General features: G+C 63.1%; 23 protein-coding genes and 2 tRNA genes. 19 read left to right on the top strand and 6 right to left on the bottom strand.

All coding sequences use genetic code 11. From position 1 onward, the window contains the following. Nucleotides 1-38: 38 nt before the first annotated feature. Together NKJ00_RS07970 and NKJ00_RS07965 are read right to left on the bottom strand one after the other, a co-directional pair. Nucleotides 39-1,496, bottom strand: coding sequence for an NAD-dependent succinate-semialdehyde dehydrogenase (locus NKJ00_RS07970; RefSeq protein ID WP_127291661.1), 1,458 nt, complete (start codon nucleotides 1,494-1,496; stop codon nucleotides 39-41). Between the two features lie 213 nt (nucleotides 1,497-1,709). Further along, nucleotides 1,710-2,660: an AEC family transporter gene (locus NKJ00_RS07965; RefSeq protein WP_128303984.1), complete on the bottom strand. Its 951-nt coding sequence runs from the start codon at nucleotides 2,658-2,660 to the stop codon at nucleotides 1,710-1,712. A 143-nt stretch (nucleotides 2,661-2,803) separates the two neighbouring features. On the opposite strand from NKJ00_RS07965, the gene NKJ00_RS07960 reads away from it, so the two are divergent. The 10 genes from NKJ00_RS07960 (at nucleotide 2,804) to NKJ00_RS07915 (ending at nucleotide 13,492) form a co-directional block, all read left to right on the top strand. Next, nucleotides 2,804-5,824 (top strand): caspase family protein, encoded by a 3,021-nt coding sequence (locus tag NKJ00_RS07960; protein WP_352439883.1) that lies wholly within the window; start codon nucleotides 2,804-2,806, stop codon nucleotides 5,822-5,824. A 103-nt stretch (nucleotides 5,825-5,927) separates the two neighbouring features. After that, nucleotides 5,928-6,476 carry a histidine phosphatase family protein gene (locus tag NKJ00_RS07955; protein WP_023812259.1) on the top strand — a complete coding sequence of 183 codons (549 nt, stop codon included), beginning with the start codon at nucleotides 5,928-5,930 and terminating at the stop codon, nucleotides 6,474-6,476. A 229-nt stretch (nucleotides 6,477-6,705) separates the two neighbouring features. Further along, nucleotides 6,706-6,779: transfer RNA gene (locus NKJ00_RS07950), tRNA-OTHER, on the top strand. Nucleotides 6,780-6,781: 2 nt separating this feature from the next. Next, nucleotides 6,782-6,851 (top strand) — tRNA-Asn (locus NKJ00_RS07945). A gap of 352 nt (nucleotides 6,852-7,203) precedes the next feature. Further along, entirely contained in the window at nucleotides 7,204-8,346 is a 1,143-nt protein-coding gene (locus NKJ00_RS07940; protein WP_023812260.1) for a slipin family protein, read from the top strand. A gap of 231 nt (nucleotides 8,347-8,577) precedes the next feature. Further along, entirely contained in the window at nucleotides 8,578-8,859 is a 282-nt protein-coding gene (locus NKJ00_RS07935; protein ID WP_010909964.1) for an acyl carrier protein, read from the top strand. A 56-nt stretch (nucleotides 8,860-8,915) separates the two neighbouring features. Then, nucleotides 8,916-10,106, top strand: coding sequence for a beta-ketoacyl-ACP synthase (locus NKJ00_RS07930; RefSeq protein ID WP_128303982.1), 1,191 nt, complete (start codon nucleotides 8,916-8,918; stop codon nucleotides 10,104-10,106). A gap of 51 nt (nucleotides 10,107-10,157) precedes the next feature. Beyond that, nucleotides 10,158-11,429 (top strand): beta-ketoacyl-ACP synthase, encoded by a 1,272-nt coding sequence (locus NKJ00_RS07925; protein ID WP_127291675.1) that lies wholly within the window; start codon nucleotides 10,158-10,160, stop codon nucleotides 11,427-11,429. A gap of 37 nt (nucleotides 11,430-11,466) precedes the next feature. Then, complete coding sequence (locus NKJ00_RS07920; protein WP_127291678.1) at nucleotides 11,467-12,495, top strand: zinc-binding dehydrogenase; 1,029 nt, start codon at nucleotides 11,467-11,469, stop codon at nucleotides 12,493-12,495. 13 nt (nucleotides 12,496-12,508) lie between these two features. Next, nucleotides 12,509-13,492, top strand: coding sequence for a lipid A biosynthesis lauroyl acyltransferase (locus NKJ00_RS07915; protein ID WP_164892933.1), 984 nt, complete (start codon nucleotides 12,509-12,511; stop codon nucleotides 13,490-13,492). A 61-nt stretch (nucleotides 13,493-13,553) separates the two neighbouring features. Here the strand turns inward: NKJ00_RS07915 and NKJ00_RS07910 are convergent, their stop codons facing one another. Next, nucleotides 13,554-13,982 carry a L,D-transpeptidase gene (locus NKJ00_RS07910; protein WP_023812266.1) on the bottom strand — a complete coding sequence of 143 codons (429 nt, stop codon included), beginning with the start codon at nucleotides 13,980-13,982 and terminating at the stop codon, nucleotides 13,554-13,556. Between the two features lie 222 nt (nucleotides 13,983-14,204). On the opposite strand from NKJ00_RS07910, the gene NKJ00_RS07905 reads away from it, so the two are divergent. The 5 genes from NKJ00_RS07905 (at nucleotide 14,205) to NKJ00_RS07885 (ending at nucleotide 20,824) form a co-directional block, all read left to right on the top strand. Continuing rightward, nucleotides 14,205-15,485 carry an acetylornithine deacetylase/succinyl-diaminopimelate desuccinylase family protein gene (locus NKJ00_RS07905; protein ID WP_352629375.1) on the top strand — a complete coding sequence of 427 codons (1,281 nt, stop codon included), beginning with the start codon at nucleotides 14,205-14,207 and terminating at the stop codon, nucleotides 15,483-15,485. Between the two features lie 162 nt (nucleotides 15,486-15,647). Next, nucleotides 15,648-17,126, top strand: coding sequence for an ABC transporter substrate-binding protein (locus NKJ00_RS07900; protein ID WP_352629373.1), 1,479 nt, complete (start codon nucleotides 15,648-15,650; stop codon nucleotides 17,124-17,126). Between the two features lie 265 nt (nucleotides 17,127-17,391). Beyond that, entirely contained in the window at nucleotides 17,392-18,339 is a 948-nt protein-coding gene (locus NKJ00_RS07895) for an ABC transporter permease (protein WP_023812269.1), read from the top strand. Continuing rightward, nucleotides 18,336-19,205 (top strand): ABC transporter permease, encoded by an 870-nt coding sequence (locus tag NKJ00_RS07890; RefSeq protein ID WP_352629371.1) that lies wholly within the window; start codon nucleotides 18,336-18,338, stop codon nucleotides 19,203-19,205. The genes NKJ00_RS07895 and NKJ00_RS07890 overlap by 4 nt, the downstream gene beginning before the upstream one ends. Further along, nucleotides 19,202-20,824 (top strand): ABC transporter ATP-binding protein, encoded by a 1,623-nt coding sequence (locus NKJ00_RS07885; RefSeq protein WP_352629369.1) that lies wholly within the window; start codon nucleotides 19,202-19,204, stop codon nucleotides 20,822-20,824. Before NKJ00_RS07890 ends, NKJ00_RS07885 begins: the two co-directional genes overlap by 4 nt. A gap of 21 nt (nucleotides 20,825-20,845) precedes the next feature. Here NKJ00_RS07885 and NKJ00_RS07880 read toward each other — a convergent pair whose 3' ends face one another. After that, the gene (locus NKJ00_RS07880; protein WP_352629366.1) at nucleotides 20,846-21,277 is read right to left on the bottom strand and encodes a TerB family tellurite resistance protein; all 432 of its coding nucleotides are present in this window, start codon (nucleotides 21,275-21,277) and stop codon (nucleotides 20,846-20,848) included. A 148-nt stretch (nucleotides 21,278-21,425) separates the two neighbouring features. Here NKJ00_RS07880 and NKJ00_RS07875 point away from each other — a divergent pair, with 148 nt between their 5' ends. From NKJ00_RS07875 to NKJ00_RS07860, 4 genes are all read left to right on the top strand, one after another. Then, on the top strand, nucleotides 21,426-22,211 hold the full coding sequence (locus NKJ00_RS07875) for a TSUP family transporter (RefSeq protein ID WP_352629364.1): 786 nt from the start codon (nucleotides 21,426-21,428) through the stop codon (nucleotides 22,209-22,211). 51 nt (nucleotides 22,212-22,262) lie between these two features. Then, nucleotides 22,263-22,433: a hypothetical protein gene (locus tag NKJ00_RS07870; protein ID WP_023812274.1), complete on the top strand. Its 171-nt coding sequence runs from the start codon at nucleotides 22,263-22,265 to the stop codon at nucleotides 22,431-22,433. Nucleotides 22,434-22,535: 102 nt separating this feature from the next. Then, nucleotides 22,536-23,366: a helix-turn-helix domain-containing protein gene (locus NKJ00_RS07865; RefSeq protein WP_352629363.1), complete on the top strand. Its 831-nt coding sequence runs from the start codon at nucleotides 22,536-22,538 to the stop codon at nucleotides 23,364-23,366. Between the two features lie 71 nt (nucleotides 23,367-23,437). Then, nucleotides 23,438-23,857, top strand: coding sequence for a VOC family protein (locus NKJ00_RS07860; RefSeq protein ID WP_352629361.1), 420 nt, complete (start codon nucleotides 23,438-23,440; stop codon nucleotides 23,855-23,857). Nucleotides 23,858-24,009: 152 nt separating this feature from the next. Here the strand turns inward: NKJ00_RS07860 and NKJ00_RS07855 are convergent, their stop codons facing one another. Then, entirely contained in the window at nucleotides 24,010-25,485 is a 1,476-nt protein-coding gene (locus NKJ00_RS07855) for a cobyric acid synthase (RefSeq protein WP_352629359.1), read from the bottom strand. Further along, nucleotides 25,485-26,099, bottom strand: a complete 615-nt coding sequence (locus NKJ00_RS07850; protein WP_352629357.1) for a dimethylsulfonioproprionate lyase family protein — start codon at nucleotides 26,097-26,099, stop codon at nucleotides 25,485-25,487. Before NKJ00_RS07850 ends, NKJ00_RS07855 begins: the two co-directional genes overlap by 1 nt. Between the last annotated feature and the right edge of the window lie 10 nt (nucleotides 26,100-26,109).

Below are 26,109 nucleotides of genomic sequence, written 5' to 3'. Positions count from 1 at the left end.
GGCAGGCCATCGGCCTCCCCATCTCAGGGAATATCCTATCAGAGGCCGAGGCCGCCGATGCAGACATATTTGGTGTCGAGATAATCCTCGATGCCCTGATGTCCGCCTTCTTTGCCGAGACCCGATTCCTTGACGCCGCCGAACGGCGCCTCCGGCGTGGTGATGAGGCCTTCATTGACGCCGACCATGCCGTATTTCAGCCCTTCCATGACGCGGAAGGCGCGGCCGAGATCGCCGGTGTAGAAATAGCAGGCGAGGCCGAATTCGGTGTCGTTGGCGAGTGCTATCGCCTCCTCTTCGGTCTCGAACTTGAACACCGGTGCGACCGGGCCAAAGATCTCTTCCTTCATGAAGCGCATCTTGGGCGTCGCATTGGCAATGACCGTCGGCTGGAAGAACGAACCGCCGAGCGCATGGCGCTTGCCGCCGGCAACGATCTTGCCGCCCTTGGATGTGGCGTCGGCGATCAGTTCTTCGACCTTCTCGACCGCCTTCTCGTCGATCAGCGGCCCCTGCTGCACGCCGTCCTCGAGGCCGGAGCCGACCTTCAGCCCGTTGCTGGCGGCAGCGAGCTTCTCGACGAACTTGTCATAGACACCAGCCTGGACAAGGAAGCGGTTGGTGCAGACGCAGGTCTGGCCGGAATTGCGATACTTGGCGGTGATCGCACCAGCGACCGCACGCTCGAGGTCGGCGTCATCGAAGACAATGAACGGCGCGTTGCCACCGAGCTCCATCGACACTTTCTTGACGGTGACCGACGACTTCTGGATGAGAAGCTTGCCGACTTCGGTCGATCCGGTGAAGGTGATCTTCGACACCAGCGGATTGGCGCAGATCTCGTCGCCGATCTCGCTTGCCGAACCGGTCAGGATGTTGACGACGCCCTTGGGGAAGCCGACCTCCTCTGCGAGCGCACCCCAGGCGAGGCCTGAATATGGTGTCTGCGAGGCCGGCTTGACCACTGCGGTGCAGCCGGCGGCGAGCGCCGGGCCGAGCTTGCGGGCCAGCATCGAGGACGGGAAATTCCACGGCGTGATGGCGGCGATGACCCCGACCGGTTCCTTGGTCACCAGGATGCGGCGGTCCGCCCATGGCGACGGCACGACGTCGCCATAGGTGCGGCGGCCTTCCTCGGCGAACCACAATATGTAGGCCGCGGCAGAGCCGATCTCGCCCTTCGATTCGAACAGCGACTTGCCCTGTTCGATGGTCAGCAGTTCGGCCAGCACGTCCTGATTGTCCATCATTGCGTCATGCAGCTTGCGCAGCAGCTTCGAGCGCTCGAGCGCGGTCGTCTTGCGCCAGGTCTTGAAAGCTTCCGCGGCGGCTTCGATGGCGCGGCGGGTTTCGGCTTTGCCCGACTTCGGCACGGTGCCGATCTTGAGGCCGGTGGCCGGGTTGTTGACGTCAACCGTCTGGCCGCTGTCGGCCTGCACCCATTCGCCATTGATGAGATTGGCCTGCCGCATGAAATGGCTGGTTTTCTGAAGCATGGTCTATCCTCCGTTCGGCGCGCTGACGGCCGGTCTGTGAAATCTTCGGTGAGCGTGCGCCATGGACTGAAGCCGGCACGCCGGAGCCACTGCTCTTTACCGAGGGCAAGGCCCGCAAGCAATCGCAAGATGGCATATAGGGGTTGGACCAGCCCGAGGCGAGAGCAGGCCGGACATATGCCGTGCCGATCGCTGGCCGCACCATCTGGCTATCTATCCGAAAACGTGGAGCACCACCGTCAGCCAGAAGGCGGTTGTAACAACCGCGCTCGCCGTGGCGATTGTCATCTGGTTCGACGCCAGCGCCTGGCCGGTGTTGAACTGCACGGCGATGAGATAGGAATTGATGCCGGATGGTAGCGCCGCCACCACCACCGCCACTTTGGCCGTCAATGGCGGCAGGCCAAGCAGCCAGACCAGACCGAGAACCAGAGCCGGCATCAGGAACAATTTCAGCACCGAAAGCGCCAGAGCCGGCCGGACATTGCCGGAGATACCGAAGCGGCGCAGGCTGAGGCCCATGGCGAACAGCGCCACTGGCCCGGCAGTGTCAGCCAGCGCATCGACCAGCCGTGTGGCAAGGTTCGGCAGCGGCGCGCCGGTTAGGCGCCATGCCAGCCCGGCCAGGATGCCGATGATCAGGGGATTGGTGAACAGTCTTCTCAGAAAGCTCTGGATGATGCGCAGCGGGTGTACGGGCTCGCTGCCACCGCGGCCAAATATCTCGAACATGATGATCGACGCCATCATCATGGTCGGCAGATGCACGGAAACGAGCAGCGACAGCACTTCGAATCCGCTGGACCCGAATACGCCGAGAACGAAGGGAATGCCCAGCAACACCACATTCGAGAAGGACGACGACACTCCACCGACGATACCTGTGCGTGCGTCCCGCCCGAAGATTCGCGTCGTCACCAGATGGCCGGCAGCCCATGTCATTGCAACCGCGGTGAAGTAAGCGCCCCACAGCGACCATGGCGCCACGCCATGGAAATCGGAATTCACCATCGTCCGAAACAGCAGCAGCGGCATCGCCACGTTGATGGCGAATTCGGAGATGCCGTCCCCGCTGGCCGGCTTTAGATAGCCGGTGAGCCCGGTGAGATAGCCGAGCGCGACGAGGCTGAAGACGAAAAGAACGGTTTCGGTGAGCGGCGACATTTTTCAGGGATAGGCGAGCCACGGCCGCGGCGCAATCGCGCCCGAATTTGATCATGCCCTAATTTGATCATGGCCAAATTTGATCATGGTCCATTGGCAGCGTTATAGAGGGCTTGGATCATCAGGGCGGATGCGAACGACAAATGACCTTTGTCGAAACCTCGAAGCTTAATCTTTTGCGGCGGGCATGGCTGACGGCTTTCATCGCCGCACTGCTTTGCCTTGCCGCGACCGCGCTTGCAGTTGCCGAGACAATAAGCCTTAAGGGCGTGGCGCTGATCATCGGCCAGTCGAATTACCTGCACATCGCCGCCCTGCCCAACCCCGCCAACGACGCCCGCGACATGGCCAAGATGCTGACCGACCTTGGCTTCGACGCCCGCAGCGTCACCGACCGCGACGCCACCAAGCTGAAGCGCGACCTGGAGCGGTTCACCGAAGATGCCGACGGCGCCGATGTCGCCTTCATCTACTACTCCGGTCATGGCATCGAGGCCGGCGGCGAAAACTATCTGGTTCCGGTCGATGCCGACGTCCCGTCGCTGAAGGATGCCGGCACCAGCCTTGTGCCGATATCGGCCGTCATGGAGGCATTGAAAAAGACAGTGCCGGTGACGATCATGCTGCTCGACGCCTGCCGCACCAATCCATTCCCCGCGGATGCCATGGTCCGGCGCTCACCGACCGCTTCCGCCTCGCCCATAGGCGCCGGCGGGTTGGAGCCGGTGCGCGGCGCGAAGGCGCTCGGCAATGCGCCGGCGGCCGACGCGAGCCTGGGTACGGTGGTCGGCTTTGCCGCAGAACCGGGTCGTCCAGCGCTCGATGGCGCCGCCGGCGAAAACAGCCCTTATGCGTCCGCTTTGCTGCGCCACCTCGCGGCGATGAAGGGTACCGAGTTCGGCTCGGTCATGCGCATGGTGACCGAGGAGGTCTATCTCGACACAAAGGCAAAGCAGCGCCCCTGGGTCAATGAAAGCTTGCGCCGGCTGCTCTATTTCGGCGTCGCGCCGGCGGAGCCGACCGGCGACGACGGGCTGATCACCGGCGAGCGGCGCCAGCTGCTGCTGACGATTTCCGACCTGCCCGACCCCAAACGGGCGCAGGTGGAACTGGCCTCGCTGCAGGAAGGCGTGCCGCTTGATGCGCTTTATGGCGTGCTGAAAGCGCTCGGCACGGAAAAGATCCCGGAAGATCCGACTGACCTGCAAAAGGTGCTCGACGCCCAGGCCGAGCGCCTGAAGAAGATGATGTCCGAGCGTGCAGCGCTTCGCACCGACGATCCGGAGATCAAACGGCTTGTCGCCTCCGCCGACAAGGCCATCAGCCAGGGCGCCATCGTGACGGCGCGTAAATTCCTCGACGATGCCGTCGGCCGGATCGAAGAGACCAACGACGCGGTCGATCAAGCCGAGGATCTCGTCAAGCAGAAGCGTCTTGCCGATGCCGCGATCTATGCCAGGCGCGCCGATGCCTCTGGCCTGGTCTTCGACTACAAATCCGCCGCAGGCGATTACGCCAAGGCCTTCTCGCTGGCCGAGAAATGGGACGACAAGCTGCGCTGGAACTACAAGAACCAGCAAGCCGAGGCGTTGAACGCCTACGGCTACGCCACCGGCGATCTCGATGCGCTGCAGCACTCCATCGAGGCCTATCGCACCATTCTGAACTTCATCCCCAATGACGAACAGAATCGCGACTGGGCGATCACCCGCAACAACATGGCGGTGGTGCTGCAGACCATCGGCGAGCGAGAGACGGAGACCGCGCGCCTTGAAGAGGCAGCGCGGATCTTTCGCGATTCCCTTGTCGTGTTCGAGCGCGAGAAGGACGATCTTAACTGGGCCGCCGCGCAGAACAATCTGGCCAACGTGCTGTTGAAGATCGGCGAACGTGAGAGCGACCCGAAACGCCTGAACGAGGCGGTGGTGGCGATGCGCGCCACACTCGAAAAACGCCCGCGCGACAAGGTCCCGCTCGACTGGGCCGCTTCGCAGAACAATCTCGGCCTGGCGCTCTATGCGCTTTCCGAGCGCGAGGCCGCCGGCGAACATCTGACGCAAGCCGAGGCGGCCTACCGGCTGGCACTTGAGGAATACACACGCGAAAAGGCGCCGGTTGAATGGGCGATGGTCGAGAACAATCTCGGCAACACGCTGGTGTCGCTCGGCATTCAGCTCAACGACAAGGCGAAGATAAACGAGGCGGCCAACGCGTTCCGTGCCGCGCTTGAAGTGCGAACCCGTGAAACCTTCCCCGTCTCATGGGCGACCAGCAGGCTCAACCTCGGCAACGCGCTGAGCGGTGTCGCCCGTTTCGATATGGGCACCGGCGCGCTCGAAGAGGCCGCGGCCGCCTATGACGATGCACTGACGGTCTTTACCCGGCAGCGTTTCCCGATGGACTGGGCGTCGGCGCAGAACAATCTCGGTTCGATCTACCAGACGCTTGGCCAGCGCACCCGCGACGCGGCCAAGCTGGAGCAGTCGGCCGCGGCCTTCCGGGCGGCCCGGCAGGTCTATGTCAGACGGAAATTCCCTCTCGACTGGGCAATGAGCCACTACAATCTCGGCAACACGCTGCAGCTCCTCGGCGGCGTCACCGACAAGCCGGAACATTATGGTGAAGCCATTGCCGCCTACCGCGATGCGTTGCGCGAGTACAAGCGCGAGACGAACCCCCGCCAATGGGCGCTGGCCCAGGCCGGCCTCGGCTCGACGCTGCACTGGCTGAGCATGAGCAATGCCGACTCCAGGACGCTGCTTGAGTCCATAGCGGCCCGCCGAGCAGCCCTCGAAGTACTCACCGTCGACGCGGCACCAGTCGACTGGGCCAACGCCCAGAACGGCATCGGCATGAGCCTGCTCAACCTCGGCAATCTCGAACGCACCGGCAAATACCTCGGTGATGCCGAGGCCGCCTTCGCGGCCACGCTGAAGGTATTCACCAGGGAAAGCCTGCCCATGCAATGGGCCTTCGCGCAGAACAATCTCGGTGACGTCAGCTGGAACCGAGCCAGCTATGGCGGGGGCAAGGCCGAATATCAAAAGGCGATCGAATTCTTCGAGAACGCCAAGCAGGGCTTTACCGAAGCCGGCTACACAATCCCCATCCCGCTCACCGACCAGAAGATCGATCTGGTGAAGAAGCAGATGGCGAAGAAGTAGGTCTACGCATCCCGCCGACCGCGCCTTGTCTTTCGGCTGGCTTTACCGTCCCTATATGTCCCGTCACCGGAACCCATTGCCGGGAACCGGAGAAGGATAGCGGATGATTCGATTTGCCTTGGCGTTGTTCCTGTTTCTTATTCCCGGCGTGGCCCACGCCACGGATGCAGGCTGGGCGCTGCTGCGCGATGGCGGACATGTCGTGCTGCTGCGCCATGCCATGGTCACCGGCACCACCGACCCGGCCAATTTCGACATCGACAGTTGCGCCACCCAGATGAACCTGTCGGCCCGTGGCAAGCAACAGGCGAGCAAGATCGGCGCTCTGTTTGCCGCCCGTGCGGCACCGATCGAGCGCGTGTTGTCCAGCCGCTATTGCCGCTGCCTCGATACTGCCCGCATCGCCTTCGAGGCCGAGCCGGAGCTGTTTGCTCCGCTCGATCTCCTGAAGGGCGACGAGGCGCAGAAAGCCGCGCAGATCGCGGCGATCCTGAAAGAAATCCGCGCCTATTCCGGCTCCGACAATCTGGTCATGGTCACCCATCTGGAAGACATCGTGGCGCTGACCGGCATCTCGCCGCGCGAAGGCGAGGCCGTGGTCGTGGAGCCGCAGGGCGATAGCCTGCGCGTGCTCGGCCGCGTCACCTTCTGAGCTCCCTGCGCGCGATCGCTGACGTCGAAAGCGGTGTTGCCGAAATGCCACCGCCGCAAGAAGCCGCAAATCCGCCACGACAATGCCGCTTGCGACAACCCGTCGCAGGGGCTATAGGCGCGCTCCCGGTCACGAGAACCGAAGCGAGCACAACGGTTGGAGCTTTCGCCTCCGCCCGTGCAGGCGGCTTTGCCGCCCTGTATACGGCGCCGCTTTGGGGACTGGGATCGCGGATGTAGCTCAGCGGGAGAGCGCCGGATTTGGGTCCGGAGGTCGGGGGTTCAATTCCCTTCATCTGCACCACGGATAGCTCAGTTTGGTTAGAGCATCAGATTGTTAATCTGACTGTCGAAGGTTCGATTCCTTCTCCATTGGCCTGAAAAGCCATCCGAAAAACGGTCAGGGGACTGGAATGCGAAAGACTGAACGGATGGCCCAAGCCCTCGGGCGCGGATCATCCCAAGCGTCTTTCGCCATCGGCTCGCGGCCAGGCCCGCGGTGACGATCAAGGCGCAGTGTCGCCGGCAAAGGAAGCTCGGCCTCCGGCGCCCGCTTCGCTGCCCCGCGATCCGCTCCCGAAGGCCCGCCACGGATTGATGCCACCAGTCCCCGGATCATTCGTGCCCGGACGATGACGCAAGACGACGATGTGAAACGAGAAACGAAAGGAACGATCGACGCATGACTTGACGCCTCGCATGTGGCCATGCCCGACAGGAGTGAAACAATGACAATTCTCGACAAGGTTCTTGGACGCGAGCGCGTCCTCGTAAAGGAAAACGAACGTGCCCTCACCCTCCACAAGGGTGAGATCAAGACTGTCCTGCTGCCGGGCGAACATTGGCTCGCCAACCGGCGCGGCAGCCTTGAAGTGTCCCGGCACGATCTGAAGAACCCGGAATTCGTTTCGGCATACGAGAAGGCGTTGTTCGACAAGCTCCCGGATGTGGCCGCGCGTCATTTCACCGTCGTTCGCACCGGGCGCACGGATGTCGCCATCATCGAGCGTGACGGCAATCTGCACGCCGTTCTGGCGCCGGACCGCAAGCTCGTGCTGTGGACGGATGCCGGTCCGTGGAAGGTGACGCTGATCGACACATCGGTCGATCTCGCCATCGATGCGGCGGTCATGCGCCGGCTCGGCCAGGCCCGGAAGGCGGAATTGATGTCCGTCCACCCGGTCGTCGACGGTCAGGCCGGACTGCTGTTCATCGACGGTGTCCTGGTCAGGACGCTGACGGCGGGCGTGCATGGCTTCTGGAACGTCGGACGCATGGTGCAGATCAAGGTCGTCGACCTCAAGCGCCAGTCGCTCGACGTTGCTGGGCAGGAAGTGCTGACCAAGGATCGCGTGACGATCCGCGTCAACATCGCAGCCGAATACCGGGTCGTCGATCCTGTCAAGGCGGTGAGCATGGTGAAGGACTTCTCCGAAGCCCTTTACCGCGCCCTGCAGTACGCCTTCCGCAAGACCCTTGGCGCGCTGACACTCGATCAGATCCTTGAAAAGAAGGTGACGATCGACGAGGAGGCCGCCGGCAAGGTTCGCGCCGACATGGCCGAGATCGGGGTGGAGGTCAGTGATATCGCGCTCAAGGATGTGATCCTGCCGGGCGAGATGCGCGAGATCCTCAACCAGGTGGTGTCGGCCGAAAAGCAGGCCGAGGCCAACATCATCCGTCGCCGCGAGGAGACGAACGCGACGCGTTCCCTCCTCAACACGGCCAGGGTGATGGCGGAAAACCCGGTGATGCTGCGGTTGAAGGAGCTTGAGGCTCTGGAAACCATCGCCGGCAAGGTCGAGCGGCTGACCGTCCACAACGGAACGGGCGGGCTGCTGAACGACCTGGTCAAGCTCCGCGACAGCTAATGCATGTCGCCCAAAGTGGTTCCGGTTTTGGGGAACGACATGCATCGAGACAAAGGCTGACGTAACGTCAAAGGGAAGGGCCGCCGGTCAGCCGGCGTCCCTTCTTGCCTTTACAGAGCAGGCTTCCCATCTGCGCCCGGCGTATCAGGCCTTTTCCTGCCGGGAAAAACCGATTAGACAGCGCCCAAACAAGATGCGGACAGATTCCGCCCGCAACCGAAGGAAAAGCCCTTGTCCACCACGTTCGACAAAGTCGCCAAGATCATTGCCGACACCAGCGAGATCGATATCGACACCATTACGCCCGAGAGCCACACGATCGACGATCTCGGCATCGACAGCCTCGATTTCCTCGACATCGTCTTTGCCATCGACAAGGAATTCGGCATCAAGGTGCCGCTGGAAAAGTGGACCCAGGAGGTCAATGACGGCAAGGCTTCGACCGACGATTACTTCGTCATGAAGAACCTGTGCGCCAAGATCGACGCACTGGTTGCCGCCAAGACCGCCTGACTTCGGTTGAGCGCGTGATCTTGACGCGCCCTGCCGCCTGACCCACAAAGCCGCTCATGAGCAGCCCCCGCGACGTCGTCATCACTGGTATCGGCCTTGTCTCCTCGCTGGGGGAAGGTCCGGACGCCCATTGGCAGAAGCTCGCGCAGCCGGGCCTGGAACCGGTGCTCGAAGCGGCGCGCTTTGCACCCTATACCGTCCATCCATTGCCGGAGATCGACTGGAACCTGCAGATCGCCAAACGCGGCGATCAGCGCCAGATGGAAACCTGGCAGAGGCTCGGCACCTATGCCGCAGGCCTGGCGCTGGACGACGCCGGCATCAAGGGCAATGACGAACTCTGCACGACCATGGACATGGTTGTGGCCGCAGGCGGCGGCGAACGCGACGAGGCGGTCGATGCCGCCATTCTCGCCGCTTCGGAAAGCCGCAACGACCGCGATGTGCTGCTCAACGAGAAATTGACCACCGAATTGCGGCCGACACTGTTCCTGGCCCAGCTTTCCAATCTGCTCGCCGGCAACATCTCCATCGTCCACAAGGTGACGGGCTCATCCAGAACCTTCATGGGTGAGGAAGGTGCCGGTGTCGCCGCCGTCGAGACGGCAGCCGCGCGCATCCGCTCCGGCCAGTCGACGCACATCCTGGTCGGCGGTGCCTTCCAGACCGAACATTCCGACATGCTGCTCGGCTATGAACTCGCCGGCTATTTGCATCGCGGCCCGTGGAAGCCGGTCTGGCAAAGACAGGGGGCTGAGGGCGGCGGCGTCGTGACTGGATCCGGCGGTGCCTTCCTGGTGCTGGAGCAGCGCGAACACGCGACAAGCCGCGGACGAAAGATTTATGCCGAGCTTGGGCCGGTCGTCTCCGGCCGCGCCAGGCGCCCACGGGGAGAACTCGACACCGAGATCGCCGCACTGCTCAAGCAGGCTGCAATGCCGAACGGCAAATTACTGGCCCTGTCGGGCGCGTCAGGCGCCCATATGGCAACCATCGCCGAGAAAGCAGCGCTCGACGCCAATCCGGCGATTGCCGCGCGCGGCTTCTCGACGCTGACCGGGCACATGAAGGAAGCACAGTTTCCCTTCGCCGTGGCACTGGCGGCGCTGGCCGTCGATCGCAAGGCCGCCTACCCCGTTTTTGATGCCGCAGCCGAGAAGCCGTTCGAAGGGGTTCCCGCAACCGTCCTTGCAACGGCGATCGGCTATCACCAATTCGAGGGCATGGCGCTGATCAACGCCGCCTGAGGCGGTGTTCCACGATCCATGCTGCAACGATAAACGCTCGAGGGCTCCCGCATGGCCAATCTGAACGATCATATGGGCAGGCCGATCGTCGCCGTCACCGGCATCGGCGTGGTGACCTCGCTTGGCGTCGGCAAGGCCGACAATTGGGCGGCGCTGACCTCGGGCAAGTCGGGCATCCACCCGATCACCCGTTTTCCGGTCGATCATCTCAACACCCGCATCTCCGGCATGGTCGACTTCCTGCCATCGAGCTCGAAGGGCTCCAGCCACCTCACCTATGAACTGGCGGAAACCGCCGCGCGTGAGGCCGTGGCCGAATCCGGCCTCGATTCCGGTGATTTCGGTGGTCCTCTCTTCCTCGCTTCACCGCCGGTCGAACTCGACTGGCACGACCGCTTCGCGCTCTACAATTCCGACAAACTGGACTCCGGCGGCGAACGGCTGCTGCGGGTGGCGCGCGGATTGAAGGAACTAGACATTTTCGAGACCACGCAGTTCGGCTCGATCGCCGACCGGCTTGCCGACCGTTTCGGCACACGCGGGCTGCCGATCACGCTGTCGACCGCTTGCGCTTCCGGCGCCACCGCCATCCAGCTCGGTGTCGAGGCGATCCGCCGCGGCGAATGCGACCGGGCGCTGTCGATCGGCGCCGACGGTTCGGCAACCGCCGAGGCGCTGATCCGCTTCTCGCTGCTGTCGGCGCTGTCGACCCACAACGACATTCCCGAAAAGGCGTCAAAACCCTTCTCCAAGGAGCGCGACGGCTTTGTGCTGGCCGAGGGCTCCGGCGCTCTCGTGCTGGAATCGCTGGAAGCCGCGATGGCGCGCGGCGCCACGATTCTTGGCATCCTGCGCGGCTGCGGCGAAAAGGCGGACGATTTCCACCGCACCCGCTCGAAGCCGGACGCTTCGCCGGCGATCGCGGCGGTCCGTGCTGTGCTTGCCGATGCCGGCTTGAGCGAAGACGAGATCGACTACGTGAACGCTCACGGCACTTCGACGCCCGAAAACGACAAGATGGAGCATCTGTCGCTGTCGACGGTGTTCGGCGAGCGGATCGGCTCGATGCCGGTTTCGTCGAACAAGTCGATGATTGGCCACACGCTGTCGGCCGCCGGCGCGGTCGAGGCAGCTTTTTCGCTGATGACGATGCGCGAAAGCGTCATTCCGCCGACCATCAACTATGACAATCCCGACCCCGCGATCGTGCTGGACGTGGTGCCGAACAAGAAGCGCAATGCCGAGGTTCGCACCGTTCTGTCGAACTCCTTCGGCTTCGGCGGCCAGAACACTTGCCTTGTCATGGCGCGGGAACCGGTCTAAGCGACCTTTTTCAGCCAGACCGAAACCGACAGGCCCAATGCGCGCATTGCAACTTATCGAGGACCGCCGTCTTGAAACGGTGGACCTGCCGCCACCCTCACCGCCGGCACTTGGCGAAGTCACGCTGCGCATCAAGGCGGTGGCGCTGAACCATATCGACGTCTGGGGCTGGCGCGGCATGGCCTTCGCCAAGCGCAAGCTGCCGCTGGTCGTCGGCGCCGAAGCCTCCGGCGAGGTCGAGGCGGTGGGCCCCGGCGTTTCCAGCCTGCTGCCCGGACAATTGGTATCGATCTACGGCGCGCGCACCTGCGGCCTCTGCCGAGCCTGCCGCGAAGGCCGCGACAACCTCTGTGAACATGTTTCGGGTGTGCACGGTTTCCATCTCGACGGTTTCGCGCAAGAGAAGATCAACCTGCCGGCTCGCCTGCTGGTCCCTGCCCCGCCCGGCGTGACCGACATCGGCGCGGCGGTCGCGCCCGTCACCTTCGGCACGGTCGAGCACATGCTGTTCGACAACGCCAGGCTACAGCCCGGCGAGACGATCCTTATCCATGCCGGCGGATCCGGCATCGGCTCGGCGGCCATCCAGCTGGCCAAGCGGATGGGCTGCACCATCATCACCACGGTCGGCTCCAACGACAAGATCGACAAGGCCAAGGCGCTCGGCGCCGACCATGTCATCAACTACCGCGACGACCGTTTCGAGGGCGTCGTGCGCAAGCTGACCAAGAAGAAGGGCGTCGATGTCGTCTTCGAACATGTCGGCGCCGACACTTTTGCCGCCTCGATGTTGTGCCTGAAGCGTGGCGGCCGCCTGGTGACCTGCGGTTCGACTTCCGGCGTGTCGACGCAGATCAACCTCATGCAGCTGTTCCAGCAGCAATTGAAACTGCTTGGCTCCTTTGGCTGCCGCATGGAGAACATGGCAAACGCCATGCAGAAAATGGCGGCGGGACAGGTCGCACCTGTCATCGATACCGAAGTCGACTTCGACGGTATAGATGCCGCGCTGAAGCGCATGGAAGGCCGCGACGTGTTCGGCAAGATCATCCTGCGCGTCGGCTAGAGCCTTGACCTCTGTGTTCAAGAAATTCCGCCGGGATCTAAAATTTCGTTACGGCAGGCAACTGCGCCAGCTCAATTACTGGCTGGTGGCGCGGGCGGCGATGATGATCATCTCGGTCCTGCGCCTGCTGCCGGCCGACAGTGCGCTGAATTTCGCCGACCGCGTCGCACGCATGGTCGGCCCCCGGGTGGGACGCCATCAGGTTGCCGTCGACAATCTGCGCAAGGCCTATCCGGAAAAGAGCGAAGCCGAGATCCAGGCGATCGCCTCCGACATGTGGGGCAACATGGCCCGTCTTGCCGCGGAATACATCTTTCTCGACGCCCTCTTCGACTATGACCCTACAGCCATCAAGCCCGGCCGCATCGAGGTCAAAGGAGCGGACCACTTCGTCGAAATCGCTGGCGAACAGAAGCCGCATATCGTCTTTACCGGTCATCTCGGCAATTTCGAATTGCTGCCGGTGGCGGCGGCGACCTTCGGCATGAACATCACGGCGCTGTTTCGGCCGCCCAACAATCCTTATCTTGCCGACTACATCCTCTCGACGCGCCGCTCGACCATGGGCTCGTTGCTGCCATCGATGGCCGGTGCTTCATTCGCCTTGGCCGGGGTCCTGGAGAACGGCGGCAACATCGGCATCCTTGTCGACCAGAAATTCTCCAATGGACTGGATACGACGTTCTTCGGCCGTCCGTGCCAGAGCAATCGGGTGCTGGCCACCCTTGCCCGTCACTATGACTGCGACGTCTATCCGGCGCGCTGCATCAGGCTGCCAGGCAACCGCTTCCGGCTCGAAATCGAGGACAAGCTGACATTGCCGCGCACCGCTGACGGCAGCGTCGATGTCCACGCCACCACCCAGCGTCTCAACGATGTCGTCGAACGCTGGGTGCGAGAAGATCCCGGCCAGTGGATGTGGTTCCACAAAAGGTGGGAGATCAGCGGCGGGCGTCGAAAGCGGCCCTCGCAGGCAAAAGCGGTCCCAAACGCTTAAACAGAACTGCTGGCGAGGGTGTTAGCCCTGCGCCAGCCGACAACAGCGAACCTGAATCTCTTCAGTTCGTCACGACAATCCGCGTATTGCCGAAGCCGGCTTGCCGAACCATCGCATAGAAGGCGGCGGCGTTGGTCGGGTGCAAGCGCACACAGCCATGCGATGCCGGGCGCCCGAGCTGCCTCACCGCGCCGGTGCCGTGAATGGCATAGCCGCCGCGGAAGAACACGGAATGAGGCATCGGCGACATGTCGTATTTGCGCGAATACCACATCCGCGCCGTCCGTTGCGGCCGATAGCTGCCGCGCGGGGTAATGTAGCCTTTGCGCGCGGTGGAGACGCTCCACCGGTAAACCGACGCACCATATCTGACGGTCATCGTCTGCGACGACACGTCAATATTTGCAACGAGGCTGGCTGCCCAGCCCTGCCCCGAAGCACCGAACAGCATCGCAACAAACACGGCTGCCATGAGAACTGTCTTTTTCATGCGATCAAACCCCTTTGATTGCCCCTAACCTGTCTGCCCTCAAATTGTCTTTCATCTTTTTAATGGCAGATGAACGGGCTAACACACACACCTTGACCAATTCGCCAATCCAAAGCAGCGAATTTGAACGATTTCCCGCAATAGTTGCCGCAACGACACGCCGCCCAGGCTCGATCACCAACGGGCTTGCAAAACCGCTGAGATCGCTGCTCAACTCTGGGTATGAACGAGCGACTCCTCCGGGCAATCGATGACAGGCGCGACGATGTCGTCGCGCTGACCACTGAGCTGATCCGTTTTCCGACCATCAATCCACCCGGCGAGGCCTATCGGCCATGCGCCGAATATCTCGGCGCGCGGCTGAAGAAGAGCGGTTTCGAGACCGAATTCATCCGCGCCGAAGGCACGCCCGGCGACACCGACCGCTACCCGCGCGTCAATGTCGTTGCCCGTTTCGACGGAAGATCGTCAGGCGCCTGCGTCCACTTCAACTCACACATCGACGTGGTCGAAGCTGGCGACGGCTGGACCGTCGATCCTTTTGCCGGCATCGTCAAAGACGGCAAGGTCTACGGCCGCGGCGCCTGCGACATGAAGGGCGGTCTTGCCGCCTCGATCGTCGCAGCCGAAGCCTTCCTGGAAGTCTTCCCCGATTTTCCCGGCGCCATCGAAATATCCGGCACGGTCGACGAGGAGTCCGGTGGTTTCGGCGGCGTCGCCCATCTGGCGAGCCTGGGCTATTTCTCGAAGCCCAGAGTCGACCACGTCATCATACCCGAGCCACTCAACAAGGACCGCATCTGCCTCGGTCATCGCGGTGTCTGGTGGGCGGAGATCGAGACCAAGGGGGAGATCGCGCACGGCTCGATGCCGTTTCTCGGCGACAATGCCGTACGTCACATGGGCGCCGTGCTGAGGGCTTTCGAGGACGAGCTGTTCCCCGCACTCGACCGCAAGATGACGCGCATGCCGGTCGTGCCCGAAGGGGCAAAACGCTCGACCATGAACATCAATTCGATCCATGGCGGCCAGACCGAGGACTTCCGGCCCGGCCTGCCGTCGCCCAACGTGCCCGACTCCTGCCGGCTGACCATCGACCGCCGTTTCCTGCTGGAGGAAGATCTCGACACCGTCAAAGGCGAAGTGACCGGTATTCTCGACCGGCTAAAGCGCGAGCGGACAAAATTCGACTACGAAATCCGCGACCTGATGGAAGTGCTGCCGCTGATGACCGAGCGCGACGCCCCGGTGGTCAAGGCGGTTGCGCAAGGCATCATGGCGATCTTCGACCGCGAACCCGACTATGTCATTTCGCCCGGCACCTACGACCAGAAGCACATTGCGCGCATCGGCCATATCTATGATTGCATCGCCTATGGGCCGGGCATTCTCGACCTCGCCCATCGGCCGGACGAATGGGTCGGCATATCGGACATGGTGGAATCGGCCAAGGTGATGGCGATCGGGCTCAACGTGCTGCTGCGCGGCACAGCCACGGAATAAGGTGTGCACCGCGACAAGCTTCGACCTGCCGATGCGGTCGCCAGGACAAAAACATTCCCGGCCACGCCAACGGGCAGAACGAAACGCAATTTACTCCGTGGCGAAATCACGCTTCTATCGCCCGGGTTCGAGCACGTGTCTGAACGCATGGGGAGTTGCACGATGAAATTGTGGAAAACCATTCTGGCGGCCGCGGTGCTGTCGCTGGCCGCCGGCACCTCCGCGTTTGCCGCGCGAACCGACCTGGTCATCGGCATTCCGCTCGAACCCCCGCATCTCGACCCAACCGCAGGTGCCGCCGCGGCAATCGACGAGGTTCTCTACGCCAATGTGTTCGAGGGGCTGACACGCATCGGGCCGAATGGCGAGGTGCTGCCGGATCTGGCCGAAAGCTGGACCATTTCCGATGATGGAAAGGTCTACACCTTCAAGCTGCACACCGGCGTGAAATTCCATGACGGCACCGACTTCGACGCCAGCGACGTGAAATTCTCGCTCGATCGAGCCCGCGCCGAAAATTCCGTCAACGCACAAAAGGGCCTGTTCGCCGCCATCGACAAAGTCGACGTGGTCGACCCGGCAACCGTCAAGGTCACGCTGAAAAACCCGCAGGGCTCGTTCCTCTACAATATGGGCTGGGGCGACGCGGTAATCGTGGCGCCGGAATCTGCCGATACCAACAAGGAGAAACCGATCGGCACCGGCCCGTTCAAGTTCCAGAGCTGGGCCAAGGGATCGTCGATCACCTTGGTCAAATCGGATAACTACTGGGGTACGCCGGCGTCCCTCGACAAGGCCGAGTTCCGCATCGTGCCGGATGCAGCCGCCTATGTGCCGGCGCTGCTCTCGGGCGACATCCAGGCTTTCCCGTTCTTCGATGCCGACAGCGTCGCCCAGGTCAAGGACGACCCGCGCTTCAAGGTTGTGATCGGCGCGACCGAGGGTGAGACCATCCTGTCGATCAACAACAAGAAGCCGCCTTTCGACAAGCTGCAGGTAAGACAGGCGATCTCCTACGCGCTCGACCGCAAGGCGATCATCGACGGCGCCTCGGCCGGCCTCGGGCAGCCGATCGGCTCGCATATGTCGCCGGCCAACAAGGACTATGTCGACCTCACCGGCCGCTACCCGCATGATGTCGCCAAGGCCAAGGAACTGCTGAAGGAGGCAGGCCTCGAGAACGGCTTCAAGGCGACGCTGAAACTGCCGCCGCCCGCCTATGCGCGGCTCGGCGGCGAGATCATCGCTTCACAACTTCGCGACGTCGGCATCGATCTGGAAATCATTCCGGTCGAATGGGCACAGTGGCTGGATCAGGTGTTCACCAAGAAGGATTACGACCTGACCATCGTCTCCCACACCGAGCCCAACGACATCGATATCTATTCGCGCAAAGACTATTATTTCAACTACGACAATCCAGCCTTCGACAAGGTGATTGCCGACCTCGGTGTCACCTCCGACGAAGCCAAGCGCAAGGAATTGCTGGGGCAGGCACAGAAGATCCTGGCCGACGATGCCGTGGTCGGCTTCCTCTACGAATTGCCGAAGGTCGGAGTCTGGGACGCCAAGCTGCAAGGGCTGTGGGAAAACGCGCCGATCCAGGCCAATGATTTGACCAAGGTGAAGTGGTCGGATTGAAGACTCAGGCTGCCTGGCGGAACTTGCGCTCCGTCACACCCCCCTCTGCCCTGCCGGGCATCTCCCCCGCAAGGGGGGAGATCGGCAGTTTGGCCGATGGTGCACCCTTTGCAACCTTCTTGGTCTGCGCACCGTCAACGATTGGCGAAAGCCTCGATGAGAGCACAATCTCCCCCCTTGCGGGGGAGATGTCCGGCAGGACAGAGGGGGGTGTGCGGGAACGCAACCTTTGCCCGGTGGACAAAATAACAGTGCCTCCGCTTCCATGACCGCCTATCTCCTAAAACGCATCGCCGTCGCCATCGCCACGCTGCTGCTGGCTTCCATGGTGGTGTTCGCCGTGCTGGAGATCCTGCCCGGCGATCCGGCACGGCTGATGCTGGGCATGAACGCAAGCGCCGACCAGATCGAACTTCTCCGCAACCAGATGGGCCTCAACGCGCCACTGGCCTTGCGCTATCTGCACTGGGCCGGCGGCCTGCTCAGCCTCGATTTCGGCCGTTCCTACACCTATTCGGTGCCGGTCATCGACCTGGTGAGCGAGCGGCTTGCCGTCTCGCTGCCGCTGGCGCTGATTGCACTTGCGCTCTCCACCATCATCGCGATTCCCGTTGGCCTGTTTTCCGCCAGCCGGCGTGGACGCGCCGGTGATACGATTTCGATGGGTGCCGCACAGCTTGGCGTCGCCGTGCCCAATTTCTGGTTCGCGCTGATGCTGATCTATGTGTTCGCCGTCTGGCTGCGGCTGGTCCCGGCCGGTGGGTTTCCCGGCTGGAGTGCCGGCGTCTGGCCAGCCCTGAAATCGCTGCTGCTGCCGGCGGTCGCACTTGCCTTGCCGCAAGCCGCGATCCTGGCGCGCGTCACCCGCTCGGCGCTGATCGAGGTGCTGAGCGAAGACTACATCCGCACCGCCCGCGCCAAGGGCCTGCCCTATCGCGCAGTCTTGTGGCGGCATGCACTGCGCAACGCCATGATCCCGGTCCTGACCATTCTGGGCCTGCAATTCGCCTTCCTGCTTGCCGGCACCATCATCATCGAGAATGTTTTCTATCTGCCCGGCCTCGGCCGGCTGGTATTCCAGGCGATCACCCAGCGCGATCTGATCGTCGTCGAAAGCGTCGTCATGCTGCTGGTCGCCGCCGTCATCGCCGTCAACCTTCTCGTCGATCTTTCCTATGCGGTTGTCGATCCGCGCCTGAGAAGCCGGCAATGACACTGCACATCGACATCCCAGAGGAGACGTTCGGCAGCATCCTGGCCAAGGCATTCAGGAACACCGCCTTCGTGGCCGGTTTCGTCATCACCCTGCTGATCCTGGCAATGGCTGTAGTCTCTTATGGCTGGACGCCCTACGACGTCACCAAACTGGTGATATCGGACAAGACGCAAGCCCCCTCTCTGACGCACTGGTTCGGCACCGATCATTTCGGCCGCGACATCCTGTCGATGGTCATGGTCGGCGCCCGCAATTCGATTGCCGTGGCACTGGTCGCGGTTGGCATCGGCATGGGGGTCGGCGTGCCGCTCGGCGCCTTTGCCGCGGCACGCGGCGGCCTCGTCGACGAGGCACTGATGCGGCTGAACGATCTCGTCTTCGCCTTCCCGGCTTTGCTGTCGGCGATCATGATCACCGCCATCTTCGGGCCGGGCGCGATCAACGCCATCATTGCCATCGGCATCTTCAACATCCCGGTCTTTGCCCGTGTCGCCCGCGCCGGCGCGCTGGCGATCTGGCCGCGCGAGTTCATTCTGGCCGCGCGCGCCGCCGGCAAGAGCAGCACGCAGATCACAATCGAACATGTGCTGCCCAACATCGCCACGCTGCTCCTGGTGCAAGGCACCATCCAGTTCGCGCTGGGCATCCTGGCCGAGGCCGGGCTTTCCTATGTGGGCCTGGGTGCCCAGCCGCCGATGCCGAGCTGGGGCCGCATGCTGTTCGACGCGCAGACCCGCATGGTGGTGGCGCCATGGATGGCGATCTTTCCGGGCATGGCGATCGTCGTCGCCGTGCTGGGACTGAACCTGCTGGGCGACGGCATTGCCGACATCCTCGATCCGAAATCGCGGCGGCAGCGATGAGCCTGCTCGACATTGAGAACCTGTCGCTAACTATCGGCGACACGCAGATCCTCAGGGGTGTGGAGCTTTCCGTCGCGCCCGGTGAGGTGATGGGGCTGGTCGGCGAATCCGGTTCCGGCAAATCGATAACCGCGCTGACGGTGATGCAGCTTCTGCCCCATGCCGCGCGCGCCACCGGACGCGTCACATTCGACGGTATCGACATCCTGGCAGCAACTGAGGACCAGATGTGCGCGCTGCGCGGCGACGACATCGGCATGGTGTTTCAGGAGCCGATGACCGCGCTTAACCCGGTCAAGACCATCGGCGAACAGGTTGCCGAAGGCATACGCTGGCACACCAAGGCCAACCGCGCCGAGGCCGAAGACCGGGCGCGAAAAATGCTCGACCGTGTCGGCTTGCCCTCGGCGAAATTCCCCATGTCGCGCTATCCGCATGAACTGTCCGGCGGCCAGCGCCAGCGCGTCGTCATCGCCATCGCCTGCGCGCTGAAGCCGAAGCTGCTGATAGCCGACGAGCCGACGACGGCGCTCGACGTGGTGCTGCAGGCGCAGATCCTCGACCTCTTGCGCGACCTCGTCGCCGAAAGCCGCATGGGCCTGCTCCTGATCTCGCATGACCTCGCCGTGGTCACCGAGATGGCCGACCGCACCACCATCCTGCGCGGCGGCGAGGTTATGGAAGCCGGCGACACTGCGCGCACGTTGTCCGAACAGACCCACCCCTACACGCGCCAGCTGGCGCAGGCCTCTATGCATGTGCCGGCGCGCGCCAGGCGGCATGACATCGAGACGGGCCAACCTTTGCTTCAGGTCGAAAGCGTGACCCGCGACTATCCCGGCCGGCGCACTTCGCTGTTCAAGCGTGCGCCTGGTATCCGAGCCGTCGACGACGTGTCCCTGTCGATGGCGCCGGGTCAGTCAGTGGCGCTGGTCGGCCGCTCCGGTTGCGGCAAGTCAACGCTCGCCCGCATGATCCTGGCGCTGGACCAGCCAAGCTCGGGCACGATCCGGTTCCGAGGCGAGACCGTCACCGGCAAGAGCGAAGCCGAGCTGAAGCCGGCCCGCCGTGACATGCAGGTCGTCTTCCAGGATCCCTACGGCTCCTTCGACCCGCGCCAGAAGGTCGAAAAACTGGTCGCCGAACCCCTGCATGTGCTGGAGAAAAAGCCGACGCGCGCCGAACGCCGCGAGATGGTGGCGCATGCGCTGCACGAAGTCGGTCTCGGCATCAGCGACATGGACAAATACCCGCACGAATTTTCCGGCGGCCAGCGCCAGCGCCTGTCGATCGCCCGCGCCATCATCACCCGCCCCAAGCTGGTCGTCGCCGACGAGCCGGTCTCGGCGCTCGACGTCTCGATCCGCGCCCAGATCCTCGATTTGTTCGCCGAGCTCAACCAGAAGCTCGGCATCGCCTACCTCTTCATCACCCACGACCTGACCGTCGCCCGCGCCATCACGGACGAGGTGCTGGTCATGCATGACGGCAAGGTCGTCGAGCGCGGCAAGACGAGCGAGGTGCTCGACGACCCGCAATCCGAGGCTGCCAAGGCGCTTGTCACCGCCGCCCCTGACTTGCACCGGGCAATCGCGAAGCGGCTGCGAGAGCAAGGCTGATCAGGAGAGAAGGCGGCCCAATCACTCCTGCGGCTTCACCACATCGACCGGGCTGATATCGAGCAGGTCGAGCGTGCGGCGCAGCAGGCGTATCTCGCTCTCGGCCAGTTGCGAATCCGCCTTGGCGATCTCCGCCATATGTTTGGCCAATTGCCGGCGCCGCTCGACATCGAGGTCGCGGAACAGTGCGATCGCCTGCGAACCATTGGTCTCGTAGCCGAACTCGTTGAGATATTCGATGACGCTGTCGATACTGCTTTCCGCAATGCCGAAGGCGTCCTTGCAGATGCGCCGGAAGGCAACCATCTCGCTCTCGCTGACAGACCCGTCGGCCAGGATCATGCGAAACAACATCAGCAGTTCCGCCGACAGGACCGGATCGTCCGCCACCTTGCGCACACCCGGGTCGCCGTCGAATATTTGACGTAGCTGGTCCAGCAATGCGAATGCCATCAGGAGCCTCTTTCCGGGTTAACCACACAAATACAAATCCAAGCGCGATGCGCTTGGATAGAGGTAGCGCGGAATGGACCTTGCGCAAACAGGGCGGCCGTGGTCGAACGCCCGATATTTCAGCCGGCCGGACACCCCCATACATCAGATGATCGACCTTAGCATCCAGACCGTCGCCCTGCTCGCCTTCGCCGCCTTTGCCGCGGGCTTTGTTGATTCGATCGCCGGCGGTGGCGGGCTGATCACGGTGCCGGTGCTGCTGCTTGCCGGCTTCACGCCGGTCCAGGCGCTCGCCACCAACAAACTGCAGGGCATGTTCGGTTCGGGCTCGGCGACCATCCACTACGCATCGAAGGGTCATGTCGACCTCCGCCGGCAATTGCCGTCGGCGCTTCTGGCCCTTGTCGGAAGCGCCATCGGCGCCTTGCTGGCAACGATCGTGCCGGGTGACATTCTGCGGGCTGCCCTGCCTATTGTGCTGATCGCCATCGCGCTCTACTTCGCGTTTAAGCCCAACATGAACGACATCGACCGCGCCGAGCGGCTGTCGCCCTTCCTGTTCGGACTGATCCTTGTGCCCGCCATCGGCTTCTACGATGGCCTGTTTGGACCGGGCGCAGGCTCCTTCTACATGCTGGCGTTCGTGGCGCTTGCCGGCTATGGCGTGCTCAAGGCGACGGCGCATACCAAGCTGCTCAACTTCGCCTCCAACATCGGCGGCTTCATCGTCTTCGCGGCCTTCGGCGTCGTCTACTGGAAGATCGGCCTGATGATGGGCGTTGCCCAGTTCCTCGGCGCCCGCGTCGGCGCCAGCCTGGCCATGCGCATCGGCGCAAAACTGATCAAGCCGCTGCTGGTAATCGTGTGCCTGGCGCTGGCGGTGAAGCTGCTGGCCGACCCTGCGAACCCGCTGCGGGCCTTGATTGGTGTGTGATCACGCGCCCTGATAGAATGCCGCTGTTCGAATCATGTTGGAGAGGCAGACATGAATCTTAGCGCACCTACCCAGATCGTTTTTATCATCTCCGTTGTTATCGCCATCATCGGCGTTCTCGCCGCGCTTGGCGTTCTTGCGTTCATTCCACTCGCATCGGTGTGGATCGTGCTTATTGCTTTCATCGTGCTTGCCGGCGGCTGCTTGATGCGCGGCGCCTGACACGTTCTCTTGAAGTGGGGACGAGGAGCGCCCGGCCAAAAGCCGGGCGCTTTTGATTCCGGCCAAGGGTCTGCTAGATTTCTTTCTACGGAAGGATGGCCGATGCCAGTCGAGATGCAACCCCGGCAAGAGCAGGACCGATCTGTCGCCGGGCGGTTCGAGATGCGCCGGCGCCTGCCCGATCCTCGACTTCAGGGCATGGTGTCGGACATTTGCGGCTATCGCGAAACAGCGCCCGGCCATCTGCGCAACGTCGAATACGCGTCGCTCACCGTACCGCTGGTCATCAGCTTCGCCGAACCCTTCGCCATCGGCCTCGGCAAGGCGCCCGGCGACAATGACCGCTTCGCCAGTTTCGCCGCCGGCCTCTTTGCCGGACCGGTGGTGATCGAATCCTTCGGCGGTGCCTGCTGCGTCCAGGTCAACTTCACGCCGCTTGGCGCACGCCGTTTCTTCCGCCTGCCGATGAGCGAACTGACAGACAGCATGGTCGTCCTCGACGACGTGCTTGGCGCGCAAGGCATGGCGCTGCGTGAACGGCTTGGCAACGCGCCGGACTGGGCCACGCGTTTCGACGTGGCCGAAGCCTTCGTCACCGCCCGTCTCGAGAATGCCGCAGAGACGCCGCTCGAAATCGCCTGGGCCTTTGACCGTATCATCACGTCCGGAGGCCGGACCCGCATTTCATCGATTGCAGAAAGACTGGGCTGGAGCCGCAAGCATCTCGCCAGCGGTTTTTCCAACGCCATCGGCATCGGCCCCAAGACGCTGTCGCGCATCGTGCGCTTCAACCGCGCGCTCGGTCTGTCGAGGCAGCAGACCGCCGACTGGGCGGATATCGCCGCCGATTGCGGTTATGCCGACCAGGCGCATCTCGTGCGCGAGTTTCGTGATCTTGCCGGCGAGACGCCAACCTCGCTTTCAGTCAGGTAACATTTCTTCAAGACGCTGGAACGGCCTTTGAGCAGGGTGGGTTGTCGACCAACCCAATGAAGGAGGTTCCCATGCCAACCACCACTGAAGCGCCGCGGCTTTACCCCGCTTTGCGCTACAAGAACGCGGCAAAAATGATCGACTGGCTGGGCGAGGCTTTCGGCTTCAGCGTCCGGGCCCGCTATGGCGAAGGCGATGTCGTGCACCATGCCGAACTGGTCTTCGGCTCCTCAATGATCATGCTGGGCACGGTGCGCGACGACGACTACGGCAAGATGGTCGGCGAGCCCGGCTCAGGCGGCGGCAAGTCGATCTACATTGCAGTCGATGATGCCGATGCCGCCTATGCCAAGGCCAAGAAGGCCGGCGCCACAATCATCCAGGAATTGACCAACCGCGACTATGGCAGCCGCGAGTTCATCTGCCGCGACCCGGAAGGCAATGTCTGGTCGTTTGGCACCTACTGGCCGAAGGCTGGCGAGAAGGCCTGAGTTATTGCGCTGCTGGCTGGGGATTGACCGAGGCGTCCTCAACTTCGTCATCCTCGGGTCTGCGCCGCGTCGCTACGCTCCTTGCTCCGCCCGTGGATGACGACGTGATCGGCGTTTATCGCTAATTGCCAAGGTGGTTAGCCAACGGGGATCTATCGAGCCAACCCAAAAATCGCGTCACAGTCGAGATTAGTCTCCAGCTCGGCCGCGATCTCGTCCAGCGCTTTCTCGACCTCGGCGCGATAATCGACGCCGCCGCCGCTGACGCCAAGGCTCGCAAGGTAGGCGGCGCGAAAGCCATCGGCGCCAAACAGGCCATGCATATAAGTACCCAACACCTTGCCGTCGGCCGACACCGCCCCATCCTCGATGCCATTGATGATTGCCGACGGCCGCAGCGTATCCGGTCCGGTGGTGCGGCCGAGATGGATTTCGTAGCCTTCGAGCGGCAAGTCGAATTGCACCGAACGGGCGCTGACGTTGCGCACCGTCTTTTCCGGTTCCATCACCGTTTCGACGTCGAGCAGGCCTAGCCCTTCGGCTTCGGTGACGCTGCCCTCGACGCCGTCGGGATCGCGGACAGCACGGCCGAGCATCTGGAAACCACCGCAAATGCCGACGACATGGCCGCCGCGCTTGCGATGGGCCAGCAAGTCGCGATCCCAGCCGTTCTCGCGGAATTTCAGGAGATCGCCGATCGTCGACTTGGAGCCCGGAATGACCACCAGTCCGGCATCGGCCGGCAGCGGCTTTCCCGGCGGCACGAACACCACCTCGACCTGCGGTTCGGCCTTGAGCGGGTCGAGATCGTCGAAATTGGCGATGCGGCCAAGCATCGGCACCGCCACCTTCAGCGCGCGCGCTTCGCCGGATGCCAGCCGTTCCAGCACCACCGAATCTTCCGAAGGCAGGCGTGCCGCCGCCTTCAGCCACGGAACGACACCGAAACAGCGCCATCCCGTGAATGTCTCGATCGACTTCAGACCGTCGTCGAACAGCGAAACGTCGCCGCGAAACTTGTTGATGAGGTAGCCGACGATCATGCGCCGGTCCTCTTCCGGCAGGATCAGGTGGGTGCCGACGACCGAAGCGATGACGCCGCCGCGATCGATGTCGCCGACCAGCGCCACCGGCACGTCGGCGCGCGTGGCAAAGCCCATGTTGGCGATGTCGCGGCTGCGCAGGTTGATCTCGGCCGGCGAACCGGCGCCCTCTACGATGACCAGATCGGCGCCCTCGCCGACCTTGCCCCAGGAGTCCAGCACGGCATCCATCAGCCGGCCCTTCATCGCCTGGTAGTCGCGCGCCCGCGCTTCGCCGAACATTTTGCCCTGCACGATGACCTGCGCGCCGACATCGGTCTGCGGCTTGAGCAGCACCGGGTTCATGTGAACCGATGGCGCAACACCGCAAGCGATCGCCTGCAGCCATTGCGCGCGGCCGATCTCGCCGCCGCCATGATTGTTGTCGCCCGGAATGTCGGCGACGGCGGCGTTGTTCGACATGTTCTGCGGCTTGAATGGCCGCACCTTCAGCCCACGCTTTTTTGCCGCCCGGCAGAGGCCGGCGACCAGCACCGTCTTGCCGACATCGGAACCCGTGCCTTGCAGCATGATCGCTCTGGCCATCAGTCCCTGCCCTGCGCCACGGTTCCGGTGATATCGGATTTCTGCGCCAGCGGCCCGCCGCGCCAGATGTACAGCGCCAGCAATGGGTCCTTGCCGGTGCGCATGGCGTGATTGACGTTGGAAGCGTGGTGGACGACCTCGCCGGCCGTGCGCATGCAAAAGCCGCTCTCGCCCATGCGCCATTCGGTGCCGCCAGTCAGCGGAACGTAGATTTCCTCGGCAAGGTGATGATGGTCGGGATAGACGATATCGGGCCCAAGGATCAGCAGGCCGGCGGCGGCCTCGCCATTGGCGAAGTGGCCTCGCGTGCCGAACACTTCCAGCCAGCCGTAATTGTCGATGAACTCTTTTCCAAAGTCCGCCTCGCCATAGGTCTGCCCCCAGCGGAAATCATTCCGACGCTCGGCAAGCAGTTGCACCAGCGGCTTGGGATCCGGCGGCGCCAGTTCGGCGGCGCGATCGAGATGGCGCAGGCAGGCAAGCGGATGCGGCTCCAGCGTGCGGGTCGGCATATCCCAGCCGATCCGGGCCACGGCATCGCGCACCACGGCGTGATCGACGGACGCAAGGTATGCGTGGAACCGGCCCAGCAGTTCATCAAATTTTGTCGTCACATCGTGCTCC

It is taken from the genome of Mesorhizobium sp. M0227 (genome assembly GCF_040321855.1).
Lineage (GTDB): Bacteria > Pseudomonadota > Alphaproteobacteria > Rhizobiales > Rhizobiaceae > Mesorhizobium.
This window is presented reverse-complemented; position numbering and strand designations above follow the sequence as displayed.

Bases quoted from the DNA above. Each gene is read 5' to 3' on its own strand.
- NKJ00_RS07920 (WP_127291678.1), top strand. From the start codon at position 11,467: ATGCGCGCATTGCAACTTATCGAGGACCGCCGTCTTGAAACGGTGGAC.
- NKJ00_RS07930 (WP_128303982.1), top strand. From the start codon at position 8,916: ATGAGCAGCCCCCGCGACGTCGTCATCACTGGTATCGGCCTTGTCTCC.
- NKJ00_RS07900 (WP_352629373.1), top strand. From the start codon at position 15,648: ATGAAATTGTGGAAAACCATTCTGGCGGCCGCGGTGCTGTCGCTGGCC.
- NKJ00_RS07875 (WP_352629364.1), top strand. From the start codon at position 21,426: ATGATCGACCTTAGCATCCAGACCGTCGCCCTGCTCGCCTTCGCCGCC.
- NKJ00_RS07885 (WP_352629369.1), top strand. From the start codon at position 19,202: ATGAGCCTGCTCGACATTGAGAACCTGTCGCTAACTATCGGCGACACG.
- NKJ00_RS07960 (WP_352439883.1), top strand. From the start codon at position 2,804: ATGACCTTTGTCGAAACCTCGAAGCTTAATCTTTTGCGGCGGGCATGG.
- NKJ00_RS07890 (WP_352629371.1), top strand. From the start codon at position 18,336: ATGACACTGCACATCGACATCCCAGAGGAGACGTTCGGCAGCATCCTG.
- NKJ00_RS07880 (WP_352629366.1), bottom strand. From the start codon at position 21,277: ATGGCATTCGCATTGCTGGACCAGCTACGTCAAATATTCGACGGCGAC.
- NKJ00_RS07965 (WP_128303984.1), bottom strand. From the start codon at position 2,660: ATGTCGCCGCTCACCGAAACCGTTCTTTTCGTCTTCAGCCTCGTCGCG.
- NKJ00_RS07860 (WP_352629361.1), top strand. From the start codon at position 23,438: ATGCCAACCACCACTGAAGCGCCGCGGCTTTACCCCGCTTTGCGCTAC.
- NKJ00_RS07865 (WP_352629363.1), top strand. From the start codon at position 22,536: ATGCCAGTCGAGATGCAACCCCGGCAAGAGCAGGACCGATCTGTCGCC.
- NKJ00_RS07925 (WP_127291675.1), top strand. From the start codon at position 10,158: ATGGCCAATCTGAACGATCATATGGGCAGGCCGATCGTCGCCGTCACC.
- NKJ00_RS07970 (WP_127291661.1), bottom strand. From the start codon at position 1,496: ATGCTTCAGAAAACCAGCCATTTCATGCGGCAGGCCAATCTCATCAAT.
- NKJ00_RS07870 (WP_023812274.1), top strand. From the start codon at position 22,263: ATGAATCTTAGCGCACCTACCCAGATCGTTTTTATCATCTCCGTTGTT.
- NKJ00_RS07855 (WP_352629359.1), bottom strand. From the start codon at position 25,485: ATGGCCAGAGCGATCATGCTGCAAGGCACGGGTTCCGATGTCGGCAAG.
- NKJ00_RS07955 (WP_023812259.1), top strand. From the start codon at position 5,928: ATGATTCGATTTGCCTTGGCGTTGTTCCTGTTTCTTATTCCCGGCGTG.
- NKJ00_RS07895 (WP_023812269.1), top strand. From the start codon at position 17,392: ATGACCGCCTATCTCCTAAAACGCATCGCCGTCGCCATCGCCACGCTG.
- NKJ00_RS07940 (WP_023812260.1), top strand. From the start codon at position 7,204: ATGACAATTCTCGACAAGGTTCTTGGACGCGAGCGCGTCCTCGTAAAG.
- NKJ00_RS07910 (WP_023812266.1), bottom strand. From the start codon at position 13,982: ATGAAAAAGACAGTTCTCATGGCAGCCGTGTTTGTTGCGATGCTGTTC.
- NKJ00_RS07905 (WP_352629375.1), top strand. From the start codon at position 14,205: ATGAACGAGCGACTCCTCCGGGCAATCGATGACAGGCGCGACGATGTC.